At 56.3% G+C, this 22,760-nt stretch carries 22 protein-coding genes and 1 other RNA gene; 14 read left to right on the top strand and 9 right to left on the bottom strand.

The genetic code is table 11. The features are described 5' to 3' along the window. The first annotated feature begins 2 nt into the window (after positions 1-2). Genes ACTG3T_RS01025 through ACTG3T_RS01005 form a run of 5 tightly spaced genes read left to right on the top strand, consistent with a single transcriptional unit; the run spans position 3 to position 4,319 of the window. The gene (locus ACTG3T_RS01025; protein WP_439100403.1) at positions 3-389 is read left to right on the top strand and encodes a cobalamin B12-binding domain-containing protein; all 387 of its coding nucleotides are present in this window, start codon (positions 3-5) and stop codon (positions 387-389) included. 9 nt (positions 390-398) lie between these two features. After that, on the top strand, positions 399-1,361 hold the full coding sequence (meaB, locus tag ACTG3T_RS01020) for a methylmalonyl Co-A mutase-associated GTPase MeaB (protein WP_439100402.1): 963 nt from the start codon (positions 399-401) through the stop codon (positions 1,359-1,361). A gap of 42 nt (positions 1,362-1,403) precedes the next feature. Beyond that, positions 1,404-2,186, top strand: coding sequence for an SDR family oxidoreductase (locus ACTG3T_RS01015; protein ID WP_439100457.1), 783 nt, complete (start codon positions 1,404-1,406; stop codon positions 2,184-2,186). Beyond that, a complete protein-coding gene (locus ACTG3T_RS01010) occupies positions 2,179-2,781 on the top strand; it encodes a GNAT family N-acetyltransferase (RefSeq protein WP_439100401.1) in 603 nt (200 codons plus the stop codon). The genes ACTG3T_RS01015 and ACTG3T_RS01010 overlap by 8 nt, the downstream gene beginning before the upstream one ends. Then, complete coding sequence (locus tag ACTG3T_RS01005; RefSeq protein WP_439100400.1) at positions 2,778-4,319, top strand: amidohydrolase family protein; 1,542 nt, start codon at positions 2,778-2,780, stop codon at positions 4,317-4,319. The genes ACTG3T_RS01010 and ACTG3T_RS01005 overlap by 4 nt, the downstream gene beginning before the upstream one ends. A gap of 22 nt (positions 4,320-4,341) precedes the next feature. On the opposite strand, the gene ACTG3T_RS01000 is transcribed toward ACTG3T_RS01005, so the two are convergent. Genes ACTG3T_RS01000 through ACTG3T_RS00980 form a run of 5 tightly spaced genes read right to left on the bottom strand, consistent with a single transcriptional unit; the run spans position 4,342 to position 10,372 of the window. Beyond that, on the bottom strand, positions 4,342-5,322 hold the full coding sequence (locus tag ACTG3T_RS01000) for an ABC transporter ATP-binding protein (protein WP_439100399.1): 981 nt from the start codon (positions 5,320-5,322) through the stop codon (positions 4,342-4,344). Next, positions 5,319-6,299 carry an ABC transporter ATP-binding protein gene (locus ACTG3T_RS00995; RefSeq protein WP_439100398.1) on the bottom strand — a complete coding sequence of 327 codons (981 nt, stop codon included), beginning with the start codon at positions 6,297-6,299 and terminating at the stop codon, positions 5,319-5,321. The genes ACTG3T_RS01000 and ACTG3T_RS00995 overlap by 4 nt, the downstream gene beginning before the upstream one ends. 3 nt (positions 6,300-6,302) lie before the next feature. Then, a complete protein-coding gene (locus ACTG3T_RS00990) occupies positions 6,303-8,261 on the bottom strand; it encodes an extracellular solute-binding protein (protein WP_439100397.1) in 1,959 nt (652 codons plus the stop codon). 23 nt (positions 8,262-8,284) lie between these two features. Beyond that, complete coding sequence (locus ACTG3T_RS00985) at positions 8,285-9,352, bottom strand: ABC transporter permease (RefSeq protein ID WP_439100396.1); 1,068 nt, start codon at positions 9,350-9,352, stop codon at positions 8,285-8,287. A 3-nt stretch (positions 9,353-9,355) separates the two neighbouring features. After that, entirely contained in the window at positions 9,356-10,372 is a 1,017-nt protein-coding gene (locus ACTG3T_RS00980; RefSeq protein ID WP_439100395.1) for an ABC transporter permease, read from the bottom strand. A 191-nt stretch (positions 10,373-10,563) separates the two neighbouring features. On the opposite strand from ACTG3T_RS00980, the gene ACTG3T_RS00975 reads away from it, so the two are divergent. From ACTG3T_RS00975 to ACTG3T_RS00965, 3 genes are all read left to right on the top strand, one after another. Continuing rightward, positions 10,564-11,463, top strand: coding sequence for a PA4780 family RIO1-like protein kinase (locus ACTG3T_RS00975; RefSeq protein ID WP_439100394.1), 900 nt, complete (start codon positions 10,564-10,566; stop codon positions 11,461-11,463). Between the two features lie 99 nt (positions 11,464-11,562). Further along, positions 11,563-13,416, top strand: coding sequence for a DEAD/DEAH box helicase (locus tag ACTG3T_RS00970; protein WP_439100393.1), 1,854 nt, complete (start codon positions 11,563-11,565; stop codon positions 13,414-13,416). A gap of 74 nt (positions 13,417-13,490) precedes the next feature. Continuing rightward, positions 13,491-14,279: a TylF/MycF/NovP-related O-methyltransferase gene (locus ACTG3T_RS00965; protein WP_439100392.1), complete on the top strand. Its 789-nt coding sequence runs from the start codon at positions 13,491-13,493 to the stop codon at positions 14,277-14,279. Positions 14,280-14,367: 88 nt separating this feature from the next. Here ACTG3T_RS00965 and ACTG3T_RS00960 read toward each other — a convergent pair whose 3' ends face one another. Together ACTG3T_RS00960 and ACTG3T_RS00955 are read right to left on the bottom strand one after the other, a co-directional pair. Further along, the gene (locus ACTG3T_RS00960) at positions 14,368-15,699 is read right to left on the bottom strand and encodes a serine hydrolase domain-containing protein (protein WP_439100391.1); all 1,332 of its coding nucleotides are present in this window, start codon (positions 15,697-15,699) and stop codon (positions 14,368-14,370) included. 7 nt (positions 15,700-15,706) lie between these two features. Next, the gene (locus ACTG3T_RS00955; RefSeq protein ID WP_439100390.1) at positions 15,707-17,014 is read right to left on the bottom strand and encodes an amidohydrolase family protein; all 1,308 of its coding nucleotides are present in this window, start codon (positions 17,012-17,014) and stop codon (positions 15,707-15,709) included. Between the two features lie 198 nt (positions 17,015-17,212). Between ACTG3T_RS00955 and ACTG3T_RS00950 the strand changes: the two genes are divergently transcribed. Next, on the top strand, positions 17,213-18,415 hold the full coding sequence (locus ACTG3T_RS00950; RefSeq protein WP_439100389.1) for a Na/Pi symporter: 1,203 nt from the start codon (positions 17,213-17,215) through the stop codon (positions 18,413-18,415). After that, the gene (locus ACTG3T_RS00945; protein WP_439100388.1) at positions 18,366-19,250 is read left to right on the top strand and encodes a glutathione S-transferase family protein; all 885 of its coding nucleotides are present in this window, start codon (positions 18,366-18,368) and stop codon (positions 19,248-19,250) included. The genes ACTG3T_RS00950 and ACTG3T_RS00945 overlap by 50 nt, the downstream gene beginning before the upstream one ends. 341 nt (positions 19,251-19,591) lie before the next feature. Here ACTG3T_RS00945 and ACTG3T_RS00940 read toward each other — a convergent pair whose 3' ends face one another. Beyond that, complete coding sequence (locus ACTG3T_RS00940) at positions 19,592-20,167, bottom strand: PepSY-associated TM helix domain-containing protein (protein ID WP_439100387.1); 576 nt, start codon at positions 20,165-20,167, stop codon at positions 19,592-19,594. A gap of 402 nt (positions 20,168-20,569) precedes the next feature. Then, positions 20,570-20,960, bottom strand: a transfer-messenger RNA (tmRNA) gene (gene ssrA / locus ACTG3T_RS00935). A 63-nt stretch (positions 20,961-21,023) separates the two neighbouring features. Here ssrA and ACTG3T_RS00930 point away from each other — a divergent pair. The 4 genes from ACTG3T_RS00930 to ACTG3T_RS00915 all read left to right on the top strand — a co-directional run. Then, entirely contained in the window at positions 21,024-21,704 is a 681-nt protein-coding gene (locus ACTG3T_RS00930; protein WP_439100386.1) for an AzlC family ABC transporter permease, read from the top strand. Continuing rightward, positions 21,701-22,009, top strand: coding sequence for an AzlD domain-containing protein (locus ACTG3T_RS00925; protein ID WP_439100385.1), 309 nt, complete (start codon positions 21,701-21,703; stop codon positions 22,007-22,009). Before ACTG3T_RS00930 ends, ACTG3T_RS00925 begins: the two co-directional genes overlap by 4 nt. 9 nt (positions 22,010-22,018) lie before the next feature. Then, complete coding sequence (locus ACTG3T_RS00920; RefSeq protein ID WP_439100384.1) at positions 22,019-22,525, top strand: MOSC domain-containing protein; 507 nt, start codon at positions 22,019-22,021, stop codon at positions 22,523-22,525. Next, a partial coding sequence (locus ACTG3T_RS00915; RefSeq protein ID WP_439100383.1) for an HIT domain-containing protein occupies positions 22,525-22,760 on the top strand: 236 nt, incomplete at its 3' end. The genes ACTG3T_RS00920 and ACTG3T_RS00915, both read left to right, overlap by 1 nt.

Below are 22,760 nucleotides of genomic sequence, written 5' to 3'. Positions count from 1 at the left end.
TCATGGAAGACACGGGCAAACGCATTCTCATGGCTAAAACAGGCCTCGACGGGCACTGGCGTGGGCCGACGATTGTCGCCACCGCGCTTCGCGATGCGGGTTTTGAGGTCATCATGATTGGTATGGCGCGATCGGACGAGGTCCTCCAGGCAACCATCGATGAGGACGTCGACCTGGTGGGATTGAATATTGGTGGGCACATCGATGTAGCCCTGCGCGCTGTAGAGACCATCCAGAAGGAATGCGAAGGCATGCCTATCTTCTGCGGTGGCGTTGTCCCTCCTCATGCCAAACGTCGCCTCGAGGCATTGGGCGTCGAGGTGTTTCCGCCGGGCTCCCAGTTACCGGACATTGTGGATTCCGCGCGCCGACTCACCGGTATCGCCTAAGCGTTTTCTGTGACCACTTCCACGGATACCCTGGAGAGCCGCTTAGCGCGGGCACAGGCGGGGGACCGCCGTGCTCTGGCACGGCTCATCAGTGCCATCGAACGCGGCGAGCGCTTACCGGGTATTCCCCTTGGAGACGTTGATGACACCGCGCGGCTCTGCGTGGGTATCACCGGGGCTCCGGGTGCGGGGAAGTCTACGCTCGTGAGTGCTCTTACCGACGTCATGCTTGAGAGCGCGCCCTCCGCGGCGGTGCTCGCGGTAGATCCCTCCTCACCGATCAGTCGCGGTGCCCTGCTGGGTGATCGCGTGCGAATGCACCAGCATGCCACCCGCCCCGAGGTGTTTATCCGCTCCATGGCGACCCGCAGTCATCATGGTGGTCTTGCGGGGGCAACGCAGGCGTCGCGCCGCCTTTTACAGCATTGTGGATGGCCGTTGGTGCTTATCGAAACCGTCGGCGTAGGGCAGGTGGAGCTTGATATTGTCAACACTGCCGATATTGCGGTGGTGGTGCTCAACCCCGGCTGGGGTGATGAAATTCAGGCCAACAAGGCTGGCTTGATGGAGATTGCGGACATATTTGTCATCAACAAGGCGGACCGCCCGGGACTGGAGTCTACCCGCCGGGACATCGACGCCGTAATTATGGCGCGGCCCGAGTCTCAACGCCCCCCGGTTATTGAGACCGTCGCCACGGAGAACACCGGCCTGCGCGAGTTTGCCCATGCGATCACCGATGTGCGGCAGTCACTCCTGGCCTCGGGGGAGTTGGCACGGCGGCGTTACGCACAGCTGGGCATGGAACTCTCGCAACAAATGCAGCGGCGTTTTGTGCGCCAGCTGGTAGCCTATGCAAGCAGTGACGGGTTCAGCTCCGGCGTGACCTCACTGGCCGAGGGCAGCGTGAACATCGAAGCACTCATTGACGAGCTGCTGCCCCAGGTGCTGAACTCCGTTTCCGACGTTTAAGACCCTTTAAATTCAAAACCATAGTGGAGAAGTATCTTGGATATGCAAAAACTGTTTTCCCTCGAAGGACGTGTAGCACTGGTGACCGGGGGGTCACGGAACCTCGGGAAAACCATTGCAGCGGCATACATAGCTCAGGGCGCGACGGTTTACATAAGCTCTCGCAAGGCCGCCGATTGCGAAGCCACCGCCGGGGAACTGGGGCCCAACTGCCATTCGCTGCCCCAGGATGTTTCGACGGTTGAGGGTTGCCAGACCCTGGCAAAGGCTCTGGGCGAGCGCGAGCAGAGGCTGGATATTCTGGTGAACAACGCCGGCGCAGCCTGGGGACAGCCCTTTGAGGAGTTCCCGGAAAAAGGCTGGGATAAGGTGATGGACCTGAATCTCAAGTCACCCTTCTTCCTGACTCAGGCACTCCATGAGATGCTAAAAGCCGGAGGCGCAAACGGCTCTCCCGCCAAGGTCATCAATATCACGTCCATCGATGGCCAGCGTCTCAATCCCTGGGAGACCTACAGCTATCACGCCTCCAAGTCCGGATTGATTTACCTGACCAAGCGCATGGCAGCCCGTCTGGTAACGGACAATATTATTGTTACCTCCATCGCACCGGGCGCCTTTGCCTCAGACATGAACAAGGCGGCGCGGGACCATGGCGAGGAGATAGGCAAGAGCATTCCCCTGGGCCGCATCGGTACCGATGAGGATCTTGCCGGCACCGCGATCTATCTGGCCAGCCGCGCTGGGGATTATGTGGTGGGAGATACCATCACCATCGACGGCGGCATTGTGCACGCAGCCCTCGGACAGAGTATCGATGTCTGAGGCCATGACCGCAGACGGCGTAGTGTCGGTTGCTGAGGAAGAGCGTAGCCGTGTCTTCGCATCCATTGCCAGTGCGTTCTCCGGCGATCCGCTCATGCGCTGGTTCTTTCCTGAGGCGGCGGATTACATCAATGCCGCCACCGGTGAGTTCTACGATGCTTTTGGTGGCGGGGCGATCGCCGCTGGCACGGCCTACCGCAGTGCGTGCTTTGAGGGCGCTGCACTCTGGTACCCACCGGGCATAGGGCCGGACGAGGAGCGGCTCGTGGCGAACATGGTGACCACTGTGCGACCCGCGATACATGAGGATTGTGTTGGGCTCATGGAAGGCATGGAGAAGTATCACCCCGAGGGCGACTATTGGTATCTCGCGGTGCTGGGCGTAGACCATGCCTATCAGGGGAGAGGTCACGGTGCCCAGTTGATGAAGCATGCCCTGGCCAGGATCGATGCCCTGGGTATGCCGGCCTATCTCGAGTCTTCAAACCCCCTCAACATATCGCTGTACAAGCGCCATGGTTTTGAAGAAATGGGCAGCATCCAGAGTGGATCCTCGCCGGCGATTGTGCCCATGCTCCGGGAGGCGAGGGGGTGAATAACGCGGGTTTCCCCGGTTTCTCCCGTCGGGGCTTTATTCAGAGCCTCGCGCTGAGCAGTCTTGCGGTGGGCTCCGGGGCGGGTGCTTCTGCTCCCACGGGTGAGCTATCGGGGCAGGACTATCAGGATCTGGGCGATAGCTTTATCGTGGAGGCTGGTTGGATACTCCGGGAGTCGAAGGGCGAACTGGAGCTTCTGCGCGACGGCGAGGTGCTGGTGCGGCGCGGAGTGATCGAAGAGGTGCGTAGTGGTCGGTTTTCCGATGCATTGCCCCGCCTAAAATTACCCGATCAGCTCCTGTTGCCGGGATTCATCTCCGGCCATACCCACTGTTGCAGTGCTACACCTACCCGGGGAATTATCGAGGGTCCCCGCTCCTACGCCCGGCCGCTGGAGCTGGTGGAAAAGCTGTCTGACGACGAGATGGACGCGCTTACGGCGCTGAACCTGGCGGAGCTTCTGCGGTCCGGGTGCACCACCCATCTGGAGATGAGCCTGAGTCTCCGCCAGGCCGAGAGCTATGTCCGCGCCGCCGAGCCCTGGGGTGTGCGGGCCTACCCCGGAGCCATGATTCCCGGTATCGAACGACTGTTCGCTATATGGTTTCGTGGGGACGATCAGGTGCTCATGGACGCGGAGTCCGGCACCCTGGACGAGATAGCCGCTAATCTTGCCTTCTGTAAAAAGCACATGGGTAAAGGCGAGGGTCGGATTCTGCCGATGATGTCTCCCCACGCTTGCGATACCCAGACTCCGGCCACCATGCGCGCGCTGGCGTCGGCCGCGAAGGAACTGGGCACCGGACTGCATATTCACTTGTCCCAGGGGCAGCGGGAGACTGACACGGTCAAGAGGCTGTGGGGGGTAACACCCACGCAGTGGATGGAGAGCTTCGGCATGCTCGCCCACGGACCGGTATTCGGCGCCCATATGAGTGGTCTGGACTGGGAGGTCGACCCACCGATTCTCAACAAACACGGTGTGGTCTATGCGCACTGTCCTTCTGGAGGGGGTGCAGGGAATGGCACCCAGCCCTATCCCGAAGCGCTTGCCGCCGGGATGGCGGTGAACATCGGGATCGATACCCACTCCAACGATTACATTGAAAATCTAAAGCTAGCCGTGCTTTATGGCCAGGCCCGTAACGAATTGTTGGGGGAGCTGGATTCCGGGCGAGAAAGCCAGCGTCCCACGGTATGGAATGCCCTGGAGGGTGCGACGCGCATTCCGGCAAAAGGCCTGGGTCGCGATGATCTTGGTGTGATTAAAGCCGGGGCCCGCGCGGATCTCGTATCTATCGAGGTGTCTGGCATGCTCAACGGCACCGGTGCCTTACCCCCGGAGCCGCTCAACAATTTGCTCTACGCTAACGGCCGCATGGTGCGCAACGTCATGACCGATGGGCGCCTGCAGGTGCATAACGGTGAGTTTGTTGCCGATGAGCCTCAGCAAATTCTTCGCAACGGGGGCGCGGTTGCCAAAAAAATCTGGCGCCAGCTTGAGGCTGAAGACTGGTTTACCGAAACGCCGCGCTAAGCAACCCGGTCCGACTCAGAATTCAAGCCTTGGCTGCAGCAAGAAGATGGCAGGCGCTGCCATGCTCATTACCCACTATGCGCATGTCGGGATAGTGCTCACTACAGCGCGGTTCCGCCACGGGACAGCGCGGATGGAAGTGACAGCCGGGCGGCGGGGCGATGGGAGAGGGCACATCGCCGGTGAGTATCTGTCGTTCATGACTGCGGTGGGGATCGGGGACCGGGATCGCTGAAATGAGGCTTTTTGTGTAAGGGTGACTGGCGTTTTGATAGAGCGTTTCCGATGCGGCCGTCTCTACGATTCGCCCAAGATACATAATAGCCACACGGTCCGAGACATGCTTTACCACTGCCAGATCGTGGGCAATAAACAGGTAGGCAAGGTTGAATTCCCGTTGGAGTTCGATAAGCAGGTTCAATATCTGGCTCTGAATAGAAACGTCCAGCGCCGACACAGGCTCATCGCAAATGATGAGCTGGGGATTGAGGGCGATGGCGCGGGCGATGCCGATACGCTGGCGCTGGCCCCCTGAAAATTCGAAGGGGAAGCGACTCACCGATCGGGCGGGCAGCCCGACAATATTGAGCAGCTCCCGGACGCGCTGTTTGCGTTCGCCGCTTTTGCCACCGACGCCCTGAATGATCATGGGCTCTTCAAGAATCTCGCCGACGGTGTGCCGCGCATTCAGCGACTCCATGGGATCCTGAAAGATCATCTGAATATTCTGGCGAAGAGGGCGGAGGGCGCGCGGCTTTAGCTGCGTAATGTCCTGCCCCGCAAAGCGAATGCTCCCCTCGGTGGGATCGTAGAGGCGCACCAGGCAGCGTCCAAGGGTGGATTTGCCGCAGCCGGACTCACCCACCAGTCCCAGTGTTTCCCCCGGGTTGATATGCAGCGAGACCCCGTCGACCGCTCGATTCGCACGGTGGGAGCGCATAAAAACCCCTTCCTTGACAGGAAAATGCATGCGCAGATTGTCGACTTCCAATAAGGGTGTCATGGCGTTTGCCAGTGATGGCAGCTGATCTGATGCATGCCGTCCACAGGCTCTTCGGTCGGGGGTATTTCACGACACTTGTCCGTCGCTTTCGGGCAGCGATTTTCGAAGCGACATCCTGACGGCAGATCTTTAAGACCCGGCACCATGCCTTCAATCACGTTAAGCGTGGATTTTGGGGTGGTCTCGAGGGTAGGGATTGAGCGAAGCAGTCCCTGGGTGTAAGGATGGGACGGGCGATCAAAGATATCGAATACTGACCCTTTTTCGGCCACTTTGCCCGCGTACATCACCACTACTTCATCACAGGTTTCGGCGATGACTCCCAGATCGTGGGTGATCAACATGACGGACATACCAAGATCGGCTTGGAGTTCTTTGATCAGTTCGAGGATTTGCGCCTGAATGGTGACATCCAGGGCTGTGGTGGGCTCATCGGCGATAAGCAGAGCAGGACCGCAGGCCAGGGCTATGGCGATCACCACACGCTGGCGCATGCCCCCCGACAGCTGATGGGGGTATTCACCCATGCGTACTTCAGGGGACGGTATACCGACTTTATCCAGAATCCTAGCCGCTTCGAGCATGGCATCCTGACCATTCAAGTCCTTGTGTAGCTTGAGACCTTCGGTGAGTTGCCGGCCGATGGTGTGCACCGGGTTCAGCGCGGTCATGGGCTCTTGAAATACCATACCAATGTGATTGCCGCGAATGGTCTCCATTTCCTCGAAACTGAGCTTTGCGAGGTCCTGTCCCTTGAGACGGATGGCGCCGCCGGCGATGCGGCCCATGGGCTGGGGCAGGAGACGCATGATCGACAGCGCCGTAACGCTTTTACCGCAGCCGGATTCGCCCACAATGCCTACGGTTTTCCCGGGATCGACGGTAAAGCTGACGCCGTCCACGGCGCGTACCCGACCCTCGTCGGTATCGAACTCCGTGATGAGGCCGTCGACCTCCAATATGGGTGAATCAGCCAACTGTCAGGGCTTCCACTGGTCGTATACTTCAATCATGGGTGGGAAGGTCTTGCCCGACTTGCGGGCTTCCAGTACTTCCTTCTTAAGTTCTGTATCGATCCAGTGGACCCAGAGTGTGGAAGCCTCGCGGATATGTTTGTGATTGAAGTAGTCCGGATAGCGAACCCAGCGCCAGTGCCCGAGGCGTATTGACGGTTGGTACCAGCCCGGCGAAAAAGATGCATGTTCGTGGTGCAGATTGAGGATTTTCTTCGATAAACCAATCATTTCAGCTTTATCGCTGGAGGCGCGGTAAGCGTCGATCAGGCCATCCATTTCGAAGACGGCAAACTCTTCGAGATTATTAGTCTGGGTTTTGACTTTACGATCGGGGTTTACGCTGCCGTCTTCGAGAAAGGCATCATCGTAGGCATTATCTGAGTGGTAGTGCTCCCAGTAGCGTGGATACATTTCGAGAAAGCGCCCGAAGGCCATTAAGACGATGTCATGCTTCTTTTCAGACCCTTTTTTAAAACCGGCGGTGAGGTCAAGCACCTCGACGCGGAGTTCGAGACCGGCTTTCTGGGCCTCCTGTTTCAGGATGGTCAGTACATCTGTCAGGTTCCCGTAGCCCGTGGTGAGGGTGAAGGCCAGCTTCTGTCCCTCTGAATTAACAAGAATCCCGTCCGGACCGCGCTCCGTAAACCCCGCGGCAGCGAAGTAGGCCTGGGCTTTTTCTATGTCAAACTCTCTGGGCTGTATGCTGGGGTCGTTGAACTCGCCAAAGCCCTCGTTGGCGGTATGCAAACGCGCTGCGTCCCCGCGGAAGTACTGATCTATCACCAGTTGCCAGTTGCTCGCATGCTGAATGCCAAGGCGAACGTTCAGGTCATCGAGCAGCGGCATGGAGGTATTCATCCAGAGCCCGTAGGGTGGCCGGGGGTAGTCGTTGTAAAACACGGTTTTAGCGATGTAACCCGCCTGTACGTCCGGGTCCGAATTTGGCAGCTTCTCGTACCAGTATTCCGACAGTGCCAGGCCAAACTGGTCGGTGTCTCCGCGCTTGAAAGCTTCAAAGCGTTTAGGCGCGTCGCGAATAATATTGAACTGCACACGGTCCGGATTGTAGCGATAGCGGAAGTGCTTTTTATCTTTTGCCCACCAGTCTTTGTTGCGGGTAAGGACGATAGAACGACCCTTCTTCAAGTCCTCATCGCGGAGGACGTAGGGGCCGGTAGTGGGCGTAAAGCGCCACTGATATCGCTCCAGGTAGTCATCCCCCAGTTCTGTGAAATGGTGGCGAGGTTTCGGATGGAGTTCGAGAACCTTCGAAGCGTAATCGGGCTTTGCGGAGGATGTCGTAATGGAAAAAGTACGGTCATCGTAGCGGGTAATATTGGTGTATTGCGTGCCGTACCAGTTGTTGTACCAGGGCGCCTGAATGTATTCCGACTTGTAAAACCAGAACATGAAAAAGAAGTCGTCCGTGGTAATGGGCACACCATCGGACCAGGTGGCTTTGGCGTCGAGCTTGACGTAAACCGTAGATGTTTCCGGCTCCAGAGCCCAGGATTCTGCCAGCGCTGGATAATACTCCCGCTCATCGGGGTGTAATTGCGCGATAAGCGTAACAACGTTGTCCAGGATGTAGGGCCTGAAAGAACCATTGGAGTCAGGTCCCACCGTGCGCAGCGTCCGCGGAAAGTCCGGAAGCGCAATGTACTGTGTGCCCCCTTTTACGGCATCGGGCGAGCCGATCTCTGGTAATGCGGCGCCGTCTTCCCATTCCAGATTGTCCGGAAGGTCCTCCAGGCTCCTGAAGCGGTAGAAGTCCGGTTCGGCGGCGTAGCCTGCTTCGACCTCCGCGCTGTTATCCATGGTCGGCGCCGATGCTCCGGCATCACTCTCACTGCTGTCACCACCACAGGCGGTCAGCGTGAGGGCTGTGAGGATCAGGATCCAGTGGGAAGCGCGATTCATCATAGTCACTACTCTTTACAAAGTGCTTAGCGGTAAATGGAATACGTTTTTGGATCAAAGGACTCACGCACGGCCTCGCCAACGAAGGTGACAAGAGTGAGAAGCGCCACCAGGGTGCCAAAGGCTGAGATCACGATCCAGGGCGCGGTGCGTAGGTTGGCCGTTCCTTGTTTTAATAACTCCCCCAGGCTCGGCGTAGGCGGGGGCAAGCCAAAGCCCAGAAAATCCAGCGCGGTAATGGCGGACACCGCTCCGACGATCGTGAAGGGCATAAAGGTCACGAGTGTGGATAGGACGTTGGGCAGAATGTGTCTGAAGATGATTCGGGAGTTCGAGGCACCGATGACCCTCGCCGCAGCGACGTAGTCGCGGGCTTTTTCTTTATAGGTCTCGGTACGCATGTAATAGGTCATACCCGTCCAGGAGAACAGCACCATGACCGCCAGGAGGATGGCGATACGGGTCGGGACCGAAAATGCAGCGGGAATGACCGAGAAGATGATGATGACCATGTAAAGGAAGGGTACGTTGGACCAGATCTCGATGACTCTTTGAAACAACAGATCGAAAACACCGCCGAAATACCCCATGGAGCAACCGATGGCGATACCAATGAGATACACCGACAGCATAAAACCAATGGAGAAAATCAGCGCGATACGCGTGCCGTAGAACAGTCGAGCCAGGATGTCGCGACTGGTGGTGTCTGTACCCAGATAGTGTTGCTGCTGTGCGTTAGGTGCCAGAGGTTTAAAAATGCCCCCCGGCGCATGGTTCTCATAGGCGTTGTAAGGCACCAGCGGCATGAGGAGCCAGTTCCCACTGCCATCTTCTGCAAACGTCTCTTTTAGCTCGCGATAGTTAACTTCGTAGTCATAGTCGAGACCGAAGTCCGTGCCGGGATGGAAGGCAGTGTAAACAGGGAAGTACAGCTCGCCCTCGTAGTTGACCAACAGCGCGCGGCTATTTATCAGAAGCTCTCCAAACGCCAGCAAAACCATAAGGCCTGCAAGAAGCAAAAAACTGTAGTACCCCCTTCGTATGTGCCGAAAACGGCGCAGCTTTTTGAGGGTTTGAGGGTTGATATTCAGCATCAATCAGCTGAACCGTATGCGGGGGTCGACCAAAGCGACCAGCACGTCCGAGATGATATTCCCGATAAGCAGCAGCAGGCTGGCAAGGAGAACGACACCCATAACCACCGGGTAATCTCTGTCCAGTATTGAACTGAGTCCCAGCAAACCAAAGCCGTCGATGTCAAAGATGGTTTCTATGAGGAAGGAGCCGCCCACAAGGAGTGTGATGTTCTGACCGAAGGTGGTGGCGATGGGGATCAGCGAATTGCGCATCGCATGACGGGTAACGGACTTGCGGAAAGAAACGCCCTTGGCAACAGCAGTCCGGATGTAGTCTGCGGCCAGATTGTCCATGAGATGGTTTTTGAGTAGCAGCGTCACCAGGGCAAAGCTGCCCACGAGATAACAGATTAAAGGCAGCAGGGAGTGGTTTATCAAATCCAGGACTTTCTCTGTGGCGCTCAGCTCGTCGAAGTTAAAGCTCACGAATCCCCCCATGGGGAACCATTCAAGGCGCACGGCGAAAAAGAGAATGAGCAGAGATCCCAAAGCGTAGCCGGGAATGGCGTAGCCGACAAAAATCAATAGGGAAGACAGGTTGTCGACAAAGGTTCGATGGCGGATGGCCTTGAGGATTCCCAGGGGAATACACACCGCGTAGGTAAGAATGAGGGTCACTACGCCATAGTAAAGTGATACGGGAAAGCGCTCCTTGATCACATCCCATACCGGTTCGTTGTAGCGATAAGATGAACCAAGATCTCCGGTGACTACTTTACCGAGCCACTCCACATAGCTCTGGAGTACGGGTTTATCAAAACCGTAGTATTCCTTGAGCGCCTCGATCTGCTCGTCGGAAATCGCCATGCCCTGCCCGGCAACCTGACCACCCCCAGCCTGGCTCATTTGCTGGGTTTCCATGATCGCGCGCTCAAGCGGTCCACCCGGTACAAGCCGTGTGATAGCGAAGACGATAATGGTTACACCCAGAAGGGTGGGCGGAATCAGGAGCAGACGTCGCAAAAAATAGTCGCGCATCAGGTGAAGCGAACTTGTTTTAAAGGAAAGAACAGCGAACTTACAGTGCTCCAAGGTCCGGTGCAAGAAGGATCAATCTCTTGGAGTCGTTCAGGTTTTGGGCGTCTCCCCATCGTAGTCCGGGGCGTGATATGGCAGAGTGCGTATGTCTGCTATGCCAGCTGCAACCGGAACCCGATTCACCCTAGCGAATGAAAACACCCAAGCGTCTTCAGCCTCTCGTGGAAGAGGGAATCATTGACGAAGTTATCAGCCCCCTCATGAGCGGCAAGGAGGCAGATGTCTTTATCGTTCGCAGTGCGGGCGAACTCCGCTGTGCCAAAATTTATAAGGACGCGGTGAAGCGGAGCTTTAAAAAAGCGGTGCAGTACACCGAGGGTCGCAAGGTGCGCAATAGTCGACGCGCCCGCGCCATGGAAAAGGGCTCGAAGTTCGGGCGCAAACAACAGGAAGAAACCTGGCAGAACGCAGAGGTGGACGCGCTCTATCGTCTGGCTCGCGCTGAGGTACGTGTTCCCCAGCCCTATGGCTGTTTTGATGGCGTGCTTTTGATGGAGCTGGTCACCGATGAGGATGGGGATGTCGCGCCACGCCTCAATGACGTGACCATGTCTCCAGAGCAGGCTCGCGAAGATCACGCTTTGATGATGCAGTATGTGCTGCGCATGTTGGCTGCGGGACTCATCCACGGCGATTTGTCCGAGTTCAACGTACTGGTGGACGAAGATGGCCCGGTGATTATTGACCTGCCTCAGGCGGTGGATGCCGCCGGCAACAATAACGCCCAGTCCATGCTCACTCGCGATATTCGAAATGTCACGGAGTACTACGCGCAGTTTGCGCCGGAATTACTGGATACCCACTATGCTGAAGAGCTGTGGGGATTGTTTGAGGAAGGGGATCTGAATCCTGAGCAAATACTGACGGGCTCGGCAGAGTTGGACACCCACGAAGCAGACACGGACTCGGTGATGGCCGAAATTCGCGCAGTGCTTGCCGAAGAGGAGGCGCGACAGCGGCGTCTCAAAGCCGCAGAGAGCGATGAAGAGCCTGAAAGAGAGCCCGGGGAAGGCTACGATCAGGGGGCTTAATTAGTCACAACTTTCTGCGGGCCTTAGGCTGTATAATACCGCTTTGCCCCGCCTGCTTATCGCACCCATGGGCACATCATTCTTTTTTCGGTAATTCCCATGAGCACCCCAACAACCACCGGCAGCTTTGATGAGCTGCAACTTCCCGTATTTCTGATGAAAGCGCTCAGCGATGTGGGTTACGAGACGCCCTCCGCGATCCAGACCATGACCATTCCGCCACTGTTGGAGGGTAAGGATCTGGTGGGGCAGGCGCAGACCGGTACCGGTAAAACCGCGGCTTTCGCCTTGCCCATCCTTGCCCGACTGGATCCAAAGCTTGCCAAGCCCCAGGCCCTGGTGCTCGCGCCGACGCGCGAACTTGCTATTCAGGTGGCCGAAGCGTTTCAGAAGTATGCTCGTCACAGTAAGGGCTTTAAGGTGCTGCCTATCTATGGGGGCTCGGATTATCGAACGCAGTTGCGTCAGCTTCAGCGCGGTGTTCACGTGATTGTCGGTACGCCGGGTCGGGTGATGGACCATATGCGTCGCGGTTCCCTGGATCTGTCGGCGCTGAAGACTCTGGTGCTTGATGAAGCCGACGAAATGCTGCGCATGGGTTTTATTGACGATGTGGAGTGGATACTCGAGCAAACGCCCCCGGAGCGTCAGATAGCCTTGTTTTCAGCAACCATGCCCGATGCCATTCGGCGCATTGCGCAAAAACACCTGAACCAACCCGAAGAAATCACCATCAAGCTCAAGACGGTGACCAACGCGTCTATCCGCCAGCGGGTATGGATGATGGGTGGCATGCACAAGTTGGATGCGCTTACGCGGATTCTCGAAACCGAGGACACGGAAGGCGTCATTATTTTTGTCCGCACGCGTATCGCTACGCAGGAGCTTGCTGACAAGCTTGCCGCCCGCGGCTACGCCACCGCCGCGCTTAATGGTGACATTCCCCAGAATCTGCGTGAAAAAACCGTCGAAAACCTCAAAAAGGGTGCGTTGGATATTCTTGTGGCAACGGACGTTGCTGCTCGTGGACTGGATGTAGAGCGCATCAGTCACGTGATCAATTACGATATTCCCAACGACCCGGAAGCGTATGTCCATCGCATCGGGCGTACCGGCCGTGCCGGCCGTACGGGAGAGGCTATCCTTTTTGCAGCCAATCGGGAGCGCCGCTTGTTGCGCACCATCGAGCGGGTGACGGGGCAGAAAATTGAGTCCATGGAGCTGCCAACCTCGGAGCAGGTCAGCGACAAGCGCGCGGCACGTTTTAAAGCGCGTATCACTGAAACCCTCGACACCCAGGATAGAGAATCTGCGCGAGCGCTGGTGGAATCCTACCAGCAGGAGTTTGGTGTGCCGATTATTGAAATAGCCGCAGCCCTGGTGGTGATGAACCAGGGGAAAGCGCCCGCTATTCCGGCTGCAGAACCGGCTCGGCGGATTAAGGATAAGCCTCAGCGGGAAGGGCGATCCCAGGATCGTCACAGGGACCGGGATAGCAGTAAGTCGCCTGAGGTGGAGAGAGAGCGCAAGCCCCGTCGCGACAGGGATAGTGCAGCCAAAGGCGCCGATGTGGGTATGGAGCGCTATCGTGTAGAGGTGGGGCATCAGCACGGCGTAAAACCCGGGAATATTGTTGGCGCCATTGCGAACGAAGCCGAGGTCGATGCCGAGTACATCGGCCGCATTCAGATTGAAGACGATCACAGCTTCGTGGATTTACCCGAGGGTATGCCCAAGGAAATCTTCAAACATCTGCAGTCAGTATGGGTGAGCGGTCAGAAGCTGCGCATTTCCCGCCCTGGAGCGAAACATAAAAAATCCGCAAAAGGTGCCGGGCTGGTCGATGGTGTCAAAGGGAGTGGTGTCAAAGGGGGTAAAGCGGTTAACGACGCCGATGATAGTGGCGTCAAGAAAAAAGCCCCGCGAAAGCGTAAAGTGCCGCCCCTTGGTTGAGTTGCTTGTGTGGTGCTCCAAAAGAAGCTGGGTGGTGCATGGCAGGCACATGACGGTTGCTTCGGCAGGACCCCGTGGCAGGTTCGCAAAAAAGAGGACTTTACTTGAACCCCGATAGATATCTGGAACTCATCAAATCAACATTGCTTGATGATATTTATGGCTCACATGTCGCCAAGGAGCAAAGCTGGGGATGGGGTGATGGAGACAGGGCCGGAAAGGCAGCAACGCCCCACGAAGTAAAAAACGGGGGTTACTGGCCTGAGCGAGCCCATACGATGATTGGCAGAAAAAGACTCGATAACTTACACGAGTGCCTTGATCGGGTGATTGCCGACGGGATTCCCGGTGATTGCATAGAAACTGGGGTGTGGCGGGGCGGTGCAACGATTTTCATGCGAGCATTCCTTGCTGCGCACGATGTTTTGGATCGAAAGGTTTTCGTAGCAGACTCGTTCGCCGGTCTTCCGCCGCCTGACCCGAGATACCCTCAGGATCAAAATGATGAGCATCATAAGGTGACGTTCTTGAGCGTAGGGCTAGAGGAGGTGAAGTCGAATTTTGCGAAATATGACCTTTTAGATTCTCAAACGGTTTTCTTACCCGGTTTTTTTGAAGAAACATTGCCTGAAGCACCCATACACCGACTGGCCCTTCTCCGGCTCGACGGTGATATGTTTAGCTCCACGATCCAAGTTTTGGACTCTCTGTATGAAAAAGTGTCGAGAGGTGGTTTTGTGGTGGTGGACGATTACGGGCTTGAAGGCTGCAAAGCGGCGGTCGATCACTTCAGAGAGCGCGAAGGGATTACCGAGAATATGGAGCGTGTTGACTGGAGTGGCGTCTATTGGAGAAAGGGCTGATCTGAATTGCCCTAGAGTCTCTTAAGTTGATTTGGCACCTCCTGCGATTTGTGTCGAAGAAAGCATAGAGGGGCCTTGAACGCTAATGCTAACGCTTGCGCGACACCCACCATCGCAAGACTTCTTCTTCGACTCGATACAAAGGGCTGCTGCCCGGTGGTGAGTCCGCGGGGTCCTGTGCCGTACCGGTGATAATCGTGGCGATGCCGTCTCCGGTCTGCGGGTCGAATAAGGCATGACTGAGCACACCGTAGGCTTCACCCAGATGACCAACGAGTAAGGCCGGTCCATCGTCGAAGCCCCAGTCCCGCATATTGATGCGGTGTACCGAGAGACCATAACTGGCCATCAGCCCGTCGGTGGGGCCCCCTGGCTCCGCTTCACCCGCAGAAAGACCGTTGCTGCCCTGCGCATTGAGTGTCCATTGTGGCGCTAGCATCGCATCGACGGACTCCGGCGATATAATTCTCCCGCCGTTAATCATGCCCCCATTGATGAGCATTTTCAGCACGACCACCAGATCATCAGCACTGGCGCGAAGCCCCCCCTGTGGAGAATAGATCGTCGCATTGCTGCCAGGAGTATAGTTCGCCAGGAAAGCTTCATTAAAGTCAGCGTCCCGCGCGCCATAAAAGCAATTCGGCTTGGAGCCGTCGACCTGTGCCAACCAATCTGCCCCGTTGTTCCAATTCCCCGGTTCCGTGCCTTTTCTAAAAGCGGCGGCGCGCTGCGGTGCGGGTATCTCACAGGGATCAAAGCGCGCGCTGAGTCCCATGGGATCCAGAACATTGTTTGCCATGTACTGATCAAAACGCTGCGCTGAGAGTAATTCGATGACGGTTCCCAGAAGTCCGAAGTTCAAATTCGCGTAGGTGAAAAAGCTGCCCGGAGCCTGGCCTCCAGCGTCGGCAAAGTGGGCGCCGTCTTCCCAATAGGGTGAGCCGGGAGTGAAAAAGTCGCGCAGCTCTCCGCTGCCCGCGGCAATGAAGTAGGCGGAGCCGTCCCGGATTGAGGAGGTGTGGGCGAGTAATTGTCGTGCGGTGATAGCTGATTCAGGAAAGGTCGGGTTTCGCAGCTCCCAACCAAGATAATCTGAAAGATCACGATCCAGATCGAGCTTGCCCGCATCCACGAGCTGCATCACGCCCAGAGCCACAACAAGCTTTGATATGGATGCTATTCGGGTTTTGTGATTTCGTCTGAGAGGCTGTTTTACGCCGGAGGTGATTTGGGCAAAGCCAAGGGCATAACCCTCGGTAGCCTCTCCGCCTTTCAGGAGGCTGATCTGCAGGCCGCTGAGTGCGGGACTCACAGAGGTACCCTCTAGCAGCGTTTCCAGCTTTGACGGCTGCCCCTGAGCAAACGCCGCGGTGTTTAGCAGCGCCGCAAATACACAGGCAAATGTAAGTCTCGCTCTCACCTGAGTCCTACCCCTCAATTTGCTTCGATGCGTTCTTGATCACCCTGCCACCCTTCATAACAAAGCCGACATCCTGCAGGGCTTTGATATCTTCCAGCGGAGAGACTTGGGTAGCAACTATGTCTGCGTGCTTCCCTGCTTCGATAGTGCCGAGGGAATCGCTCATATCGATGAGATCGGCGGCATTGACCGTCGCGGAGACCAGAATATCCATCTCGCTCATGCCCGCGTCATGCATCAACTCAGCCTCCCGTGCATTAAGACCGTGGCGAGAGACGGCGCTGTCTGTACCAAAAGCCACTTTAACTCCGGCCTTGTAGGCTTTCGCGAAGTTGCCCTGCATGGCATCGCTCACCTCAATGGCTTTTGCGGCCTGGGCCGGCGTAAGCACACCGCCCATTTTCGCCATATCGCCAGCGGTTGCACCAGCCAGTAGGGTCGGAACGAGATAGGCGCCGGTGCGCTTGAATTCCTTGATAGCCGCAGGGCCTGCATAGGTACCATGTTCAATGCTGTCTACCCCGGCTTTTAGGGCGGCGATGATGCCGTCTTCCTGATGAGCGTGACTGGCAACCTTTCGGCCCATACGATGGGCAGCGCGCACAACTTCCATGAGCTCGTCATCCTCCATTTGCTTGCCCGTGCCGGTGGCCCGATCGGTGAGAACGCCGCCGGTAGAGGTAATCTTGATAAAGTCTGCGCCGTACTTGATGCCATTGCGTGTGGCGCGGCGACAGTCGTAGGGCCCGTCGCAGACCGATTCGTCGGTCATGAGCTCCATAAACTCGTGCTTTGTGCCACTCACATCATTATGTCCACCGGTAATGCCGACACCGCCCGCAGCGATAATACGGGGCCCGACAATCCAGCCACTGTTGATGGCATCACGTACCGCGTAGGTCTGCTGGTTGAGGGAGCCGGCATCCCGCACTGTCGTAAAGCCGGCCCTGAGTGTTGTCATGGCATTGTGGTAGCCGTACATCTGTACCAACTCGTTAGACCAGCGAAGGGCGCGGCTGTCGTTGTCCGGGCTCAACTCACCCTGAAGGTGAACATGCATATCCATGAGGCCGGGCATGACGAAGCTGTCTTTTAAATCAACAACCGATGCTGCATCGTAGCTTTCTGCCGTTTTGTAACCGGCGACAACGTTCGTGATACGACCGTCGGTAACAACTACGGTTTGTTCTTTCAGCGGCTTTTTGCCGGGTACGGCGAGGAGTTCGCCGGCGTGGATCAGTTGGGTATCTGCAATGGTGGCCGAGCCCGCAAAAGCCAGTGACAAGCCCGCCAGTACTGAAAGCGCATTTTTCAAAATATATTCTCCGTTGGGATTTTATGTACCTGTATTGTGAACAGGCAGCATAACAGGAGCTGTAACACCGCTGACATCCCGCTGTCACATGCGCTCCTCACACTAGGGGATTGAGTTTTTTGGCTGAGAGAAATGTTGACTAACGCCTCACCAGCTGCAGGTGACGAAAGCGCGGCTGAGCAAGAGCCACACTCGCCATTGATCTGGCTCGGCGTTGTCGGTCTTGTTTATCTGCTCCTTCTTGGCGTCGGCACCATCGGTGACGGTTTTAAATGGATATCCGGTGGAGCAGACGGCGCTCAGGCGATTTTTGCTTTTGCACGGAACCCTATTGTGGGTGTGATTCTTGGCGTTCTCGCTACGGCGCTGGTGCAATCTTCCAGTACGGTAACGTCAGTGATCGTTGGTCTCGTGGCCGGGGGCGTACCCGTTAGCATCGCGGTGCCCATGATCATGGGTGCAAACATGGGGACCACGATAACGAACACGATTGTGAGTCTGGGTAACTTTCGAGACCGCAGCGCTTTTAAAAAGTCCTTTGCCGCAGCTACCGTTCACGACTTTTTTAACTTGTTCAGTATTGTGATTTTTCTGCCCTTGGAGGTGATGTTCCATCCTCTGGAAAAAATGGGCGCGGAGCTTGCAGGTTTTCTCAGTGGCAGCGGCGAAGCATCTATCGGCGGGTTCAATGTTGTTGCCCAGCTCACCAAGCCTTTCAGTCATGCGATTGTGAGTACCCTTGAGATACTTCCCACGACCATTGGCGCGCTCGTAACCATTGGTCTGGGCATTGCGATGGTGATGATCTCGGTGCTGTATCTCGGAAAGCTGCTCCGCGCCGTGATGACGGGTAAGGCGCGGGTGCTCATTGATGCGGCGATCGGTCGAGGCCCGATGTCCGGTATTGCGTCGGGCACCGTGGTCACAGTGCTCGTCCAATCCTCATCAACCACCACGAGCCTGGTGGTTCCCCTGGCGGGGGCGGGCGTGCTCACAACGCGGCAGATTTATCCCTTCACGCTTGGAGCGAACATAGGTACCTGCGTCACCGCTTTGCTGGCAGCAACATCAATTACGGGACCCAACGAGTACTTTGCGCTGCAAATTGCTCTGGTGCACTTGCTCTACAACGTTTTGGGCGTCGCGCTTTTCATGGCAGTGCCTTTGTTACGTGAATTGCCAGTGCAGTCCAGTGAGTGGTTAAGTTCCAGGGTTGAACACAATCGAGGCTGGGCGTTTGGCTATATCGGCGCTGTATTCTTTGTCGTTCCGAGTGTGGTGTTTGGAGGGGAAATGTATTTTTCCCAGGAGCCGGCGCATCGGGTCGACGCTGTCTGTGATCAGGCTTTGCTTGATTGCGCCGCTGAAGAGGTTCAGCGCGTGGATTTGCGCCTGGAATAGCGGGGACCTCCCAAGTTCTAGTGCAGGCTCGTCACATCTGAAGGACGAGCTGTCGCTGATCTTTCTCTGTATTCCGTCCGGATTAGCGATTTTCGCTCCGCTTTGTGACAATGGCGCCCGCGCGCAGTTGATCGGCGCTTTTGTTTCTTCCGCGAGGCACTTGAAAATAATGATTACCCTGTACGGTTTTTCTTACAGCAACTATTACAACATCGTGAAACACGTGTTGCTCCACAAAGGGCTGCCTTTTAAGGAGGTCGAGCAATTTGGCGCCGACGATGCCTATATCGAAATCAGCCCTTTGGGCAAAGTCCCAGCGATGACAACGGAACACGGGGAGTGCATGAGCGAGTCGACGGTGTGTTGTGACTATCTCGAGGATGCCTACCCCTTCAATTCGCCGTTATACCCGGCTGATGACTATGATCGTGCGAGGGTGCGCCAGGTCATCAAAGTCTCTGAACTCTATCTGGAATTGGCTGGACGCAGGCTTATTCCATTCTCTATCTCTAAAAGCCCGGTGCCTGCGGCGCTGGCTCAAGAAGTCAGTGACGTTCTCAATAAAGGGGTAGCGGCGCTCAACAACCTCGCAGAATTTGACCCCTATGTGATGGGAAACAAGCTAACGATGGCTGATATTTATCTGCGCTATGTACTGGGAGTGGTGGCTTTGGCCGGTGCGTTACTGGAGCGGGATTTTGTTGCGGAGATCGAAGGTATTGAGGACTGGCAAGAGATGATGGCGGATACAGATATCGCGCGGAAAGTGGATGCTGATCGGGAAGCTAACGGTCCGGCGTTTTTTGCTTACATCAAAGAGCGTTATGGGATTTGAGTTGCCCCGTCGCTTCCGGGGCAGTTGTGGGCGTTGCCCGAATGTAGTTGGGGCTTAGACTGATCTTGCGCGTTGTCGTGATAAATTCGCGATTATGCTGCCAAGGATGGGGAAAACTAACAGTCCCCAATGCACCAGCAAGGTTCTAATGGTTGGGCTTGGAGACCACAGCACCGGTGGCGTGATCATGACAGTCAAGACGACTATTAGAGCCGAGCCATAACCTATAACGAGCCCCCATACTCGCCGGCGTCCCTGACTTCCCATCTTCCGAAAACGATGACAGGAAACGAGCATGGCTAGCGGCACCGCGAATACCCCCAGCAAAAATGCGACCGTGTTCATCGGACCTTTGTGTGAGGGTAAAGCCATACCCAGAATCCGCTGAGCAGCAGTAAAACCAGCGCGCCTCCCACTAAGTCACTCAACAGAAACCCCCGTGCTCCAAAGGCGTCACCGGTGTGCAGCTGTTCTAGAAAGCTGTCGTTACGCTGACCGGTTAACAATGGTGTGCCGTCATCCAGCGCCAGGGTGACTTCGCTGACACTGGCATCGTTGAAGCGTACTTTGATGATTCCTTTTCCGGGTCGTACGTCCATGCGGTCTATGCCCAAGGCAGCGACTTCCGGGGGGACGGCAGCCTGGGCTAACTGCGCCAGTTTGGGCAAGGGGAGCGCGTCTTTAAAGGCTTCGGCTCGTTTAATTGGGGTTTCAGGTATCAATCCCAAAGTGCGCTTGTGATTTAGCAATATGCCGGTAACAGAAATCATTACGACCAAAAAGCTGATGGTAACGCCAATCCACAGGTGGCCGAAGAACATCCATCGGGTTACTGAGCGTATTTTGCTGGATCGTTGTCGGCGCCGCGTAGCGTCGGGTGGGGTGATGTTCAAAGTTGCCTCGAGAAAGGTTGCCACAGCAACACCGGGCGGTGTCACAGAGCTACATGTTTTGGCGCACGTGAATACGCTGAATATTACCAAAAGGGTACATGGCGCAAGAATGTTTTGGCAAACATGAAACGAGCAAAGAACAACGAACGTAGTCATTGATGATAGCTTGCGATATCCAGCAGTAAGAAAGGGCCGCCTTGGGTGACCCGTTTAACTATTGGTGGGGGCGAGAGCTTTGCGTGTTCACCTGCCCTGCGGGCCGGCTCGACAGACCTCGCTGCGCCCTAGATCGCTCCCGCGCATCCATGCGCTTCGCGATCGCCTCACATCCTGTGAGGCACCCGCGCTCCTTGGGTGCGAATCCATCTCTCGCCAAAATCCAGAAATTAAAAAAGGCCAACCCTTGCGGGCTGGCCTTTTTCAATTTGGTGGAGGCGGCGGGAGTTGAACCCGCGTCCGCCAGCACTCTGCCTTTGGCTCTACATGCTTAGATCCCATTGATTAATCTAGCCGCACACAGCCCAATGGGCAGGACGTGATTGGCGATCCCCGTAAATGTTTAGCAGCGCGGCCCGGGGCCTGCTTTGCTGCGATCCAGTTCTATATGACAGTCAGTAACGCGGGGCTGGAACCTTGCTAAAGACCGCTAGGGCCGAAGCCACTAGATGAAGTATTGATGACTGCTTACGCAGCCAGCGCTACCTCGTAGTTGTCGTCATTGGCAACTAATAGTTTGCAGCTTTGGATTTACGTGATTGGCTACCATCACGGCATGCACCGCAGGTTTCGTTACCGTCGTCGAATCCGTAACGCCCCCGTCCCGGCAGTATACATCAGCTACTGTAGAGCCACACTGCAATTGTTCACGTACACTCCGCGCATGAAAATATCGTCACCCATCGCCAAGGCTGCATTTGCCGATATGCTGCCGCTGTTTTTACCCGCGCTGCCGTTCGCGCTGCTGTTTGGCGTCATGGTTGTGGAGTCAGGTGTGCCTCAGCTATTGGGGTGGTCAAGCTCCGTGATTATGTTTGGCGGCTCCGCGCAGATGACCCTCATTACGCTCGTGGGCGAGGGTGCCGCGGTTTCCGCCACAGTGACGACGACGCTCATTGTCACGGCACGACACATTTTGTATTCGGTGACGCTAGCACCGCGCTTTCAGGCGCAGCCACGCTGGTTCCGATGGTTGGGGCCTTATGTCCTGATTGACCAGGTGTTCGCACTCACTCAAGTTCGTGATTTGTCCGATGACACTGATTTCCGCCAGTACTATCTCGCGGCGGGTTTTACGTTTTGGGCCATGTGGGTGTTGTTTACGGGTCTGGGCATTGTGCTTGCCCCGATCATTCCAGCATCGATAGGCATCGAAATTGCCATTACGCTCATGTTTCTCGGTTTATTGCTCATGGCCATCAAGCGCCGAAGTCAGGTGGTCACAGCTCTGTTGAGTGCAGGGACTGCCCTGTGGTTCGCCCATCTCGATAATCAGGTGGGGCTTATCATTGCTGTGCTGGTGTCTCTATTTGTCGCGACCATCATGGAGTGGCGAGAGGCATGAGTCTGTTCTGGGGCATTGTCGTCGCCGGCATTGGCGCCTACATCATGCGCGCCTCGTTCATTGTGCTGTTGTCGGGCGTGACCTTTCCGAGTCGGGTCATTCGCGTTCTCGATCACGTGGGTCCCGCCGTCATGGCCGCACTTGTTGTCACGACGCTTACGAACTCAGCGGGGGAGCTAGAAGCCGGTCCCATAGAGTTTGTTACCCTCGCAGTAATGGCAAGCGTCACGCTCTGGCGCAATAATTTATTAATCGGCCTTTGCGCAGGTCTTATCGTATTCTTCACCCTTAACAGCGTTGTCTAGGGAGCTGCCATGACAAAACGACCCAACCCGCTTGATCGCTATGCGCTCGACATAACCCCCGGTGAGCTGACGTGGATAGGTGTGCGACCCAAACGGCGAGAACCTCTTCAGTCCGTGGCGTCGACCAAGGCTGTGGCGACTCTGGGTCTTGAGGGTGACCATCGCATGGGTAAAACGCCTGGCTCAGGTCGTCAAGTGTCCATCATATCCGAGGAGTTTATTGCGCAGGCGGCACACTTTTTGGGGCGCGATGCCATCGATCCAGCTCTGTTGCGTCGCAACCTGGTCGTCAAGGGTGTGAATCTCAATGCTTTGCGTCGGCAGCGATTCACCATCGGAGGCGCGGTTTTTGAGGCCACCCAACTCTGTCATCCATGCGCGCGCATGGAGGAGAACCTCGGCAAAGGCGGCGTGGCTGCTATGCTGGGTCACGGCGGACTGTGTGCCAAAATAATCGAGTCGGGTGACATCGCTCTCGGTGACGCAATTACCGTTCTACCCCCTGCGGAAGATTGATGGACGATCCCTACGCTTTTCAGCTTGACCCGCAACTCGAGGCGGACACGGTTCTTATTGCCGACTGGCATTTATGCCAAGTCAGGCTCATGAATGACAGTCGATACCCCTGGGTGATACTGGTGCCAAAGGTCCCGGGTGTAGAGGAAATCCATCAGCTAGCAGACGAGCAGCAACAGTTGTTACTCGGTGAATCGGTTCGCTTGTCGAAGGCCCTCGAGCAATTGTTCGCCCC

Origin of the sequence: Congregibacter sp., from assembly GCF_965660375.1 — a bacterium.
Classification (GTDB): domain Bacteria; phylum Pseudomonadota; class Gammaproteobacteria; order Pseudomonadales; family Halieaceae; genus Congregibacter.
Note: the sequence above shows the minus strand (reverse complement) of the source record. Positions and strands in the feature narration are given on the sequence as shown.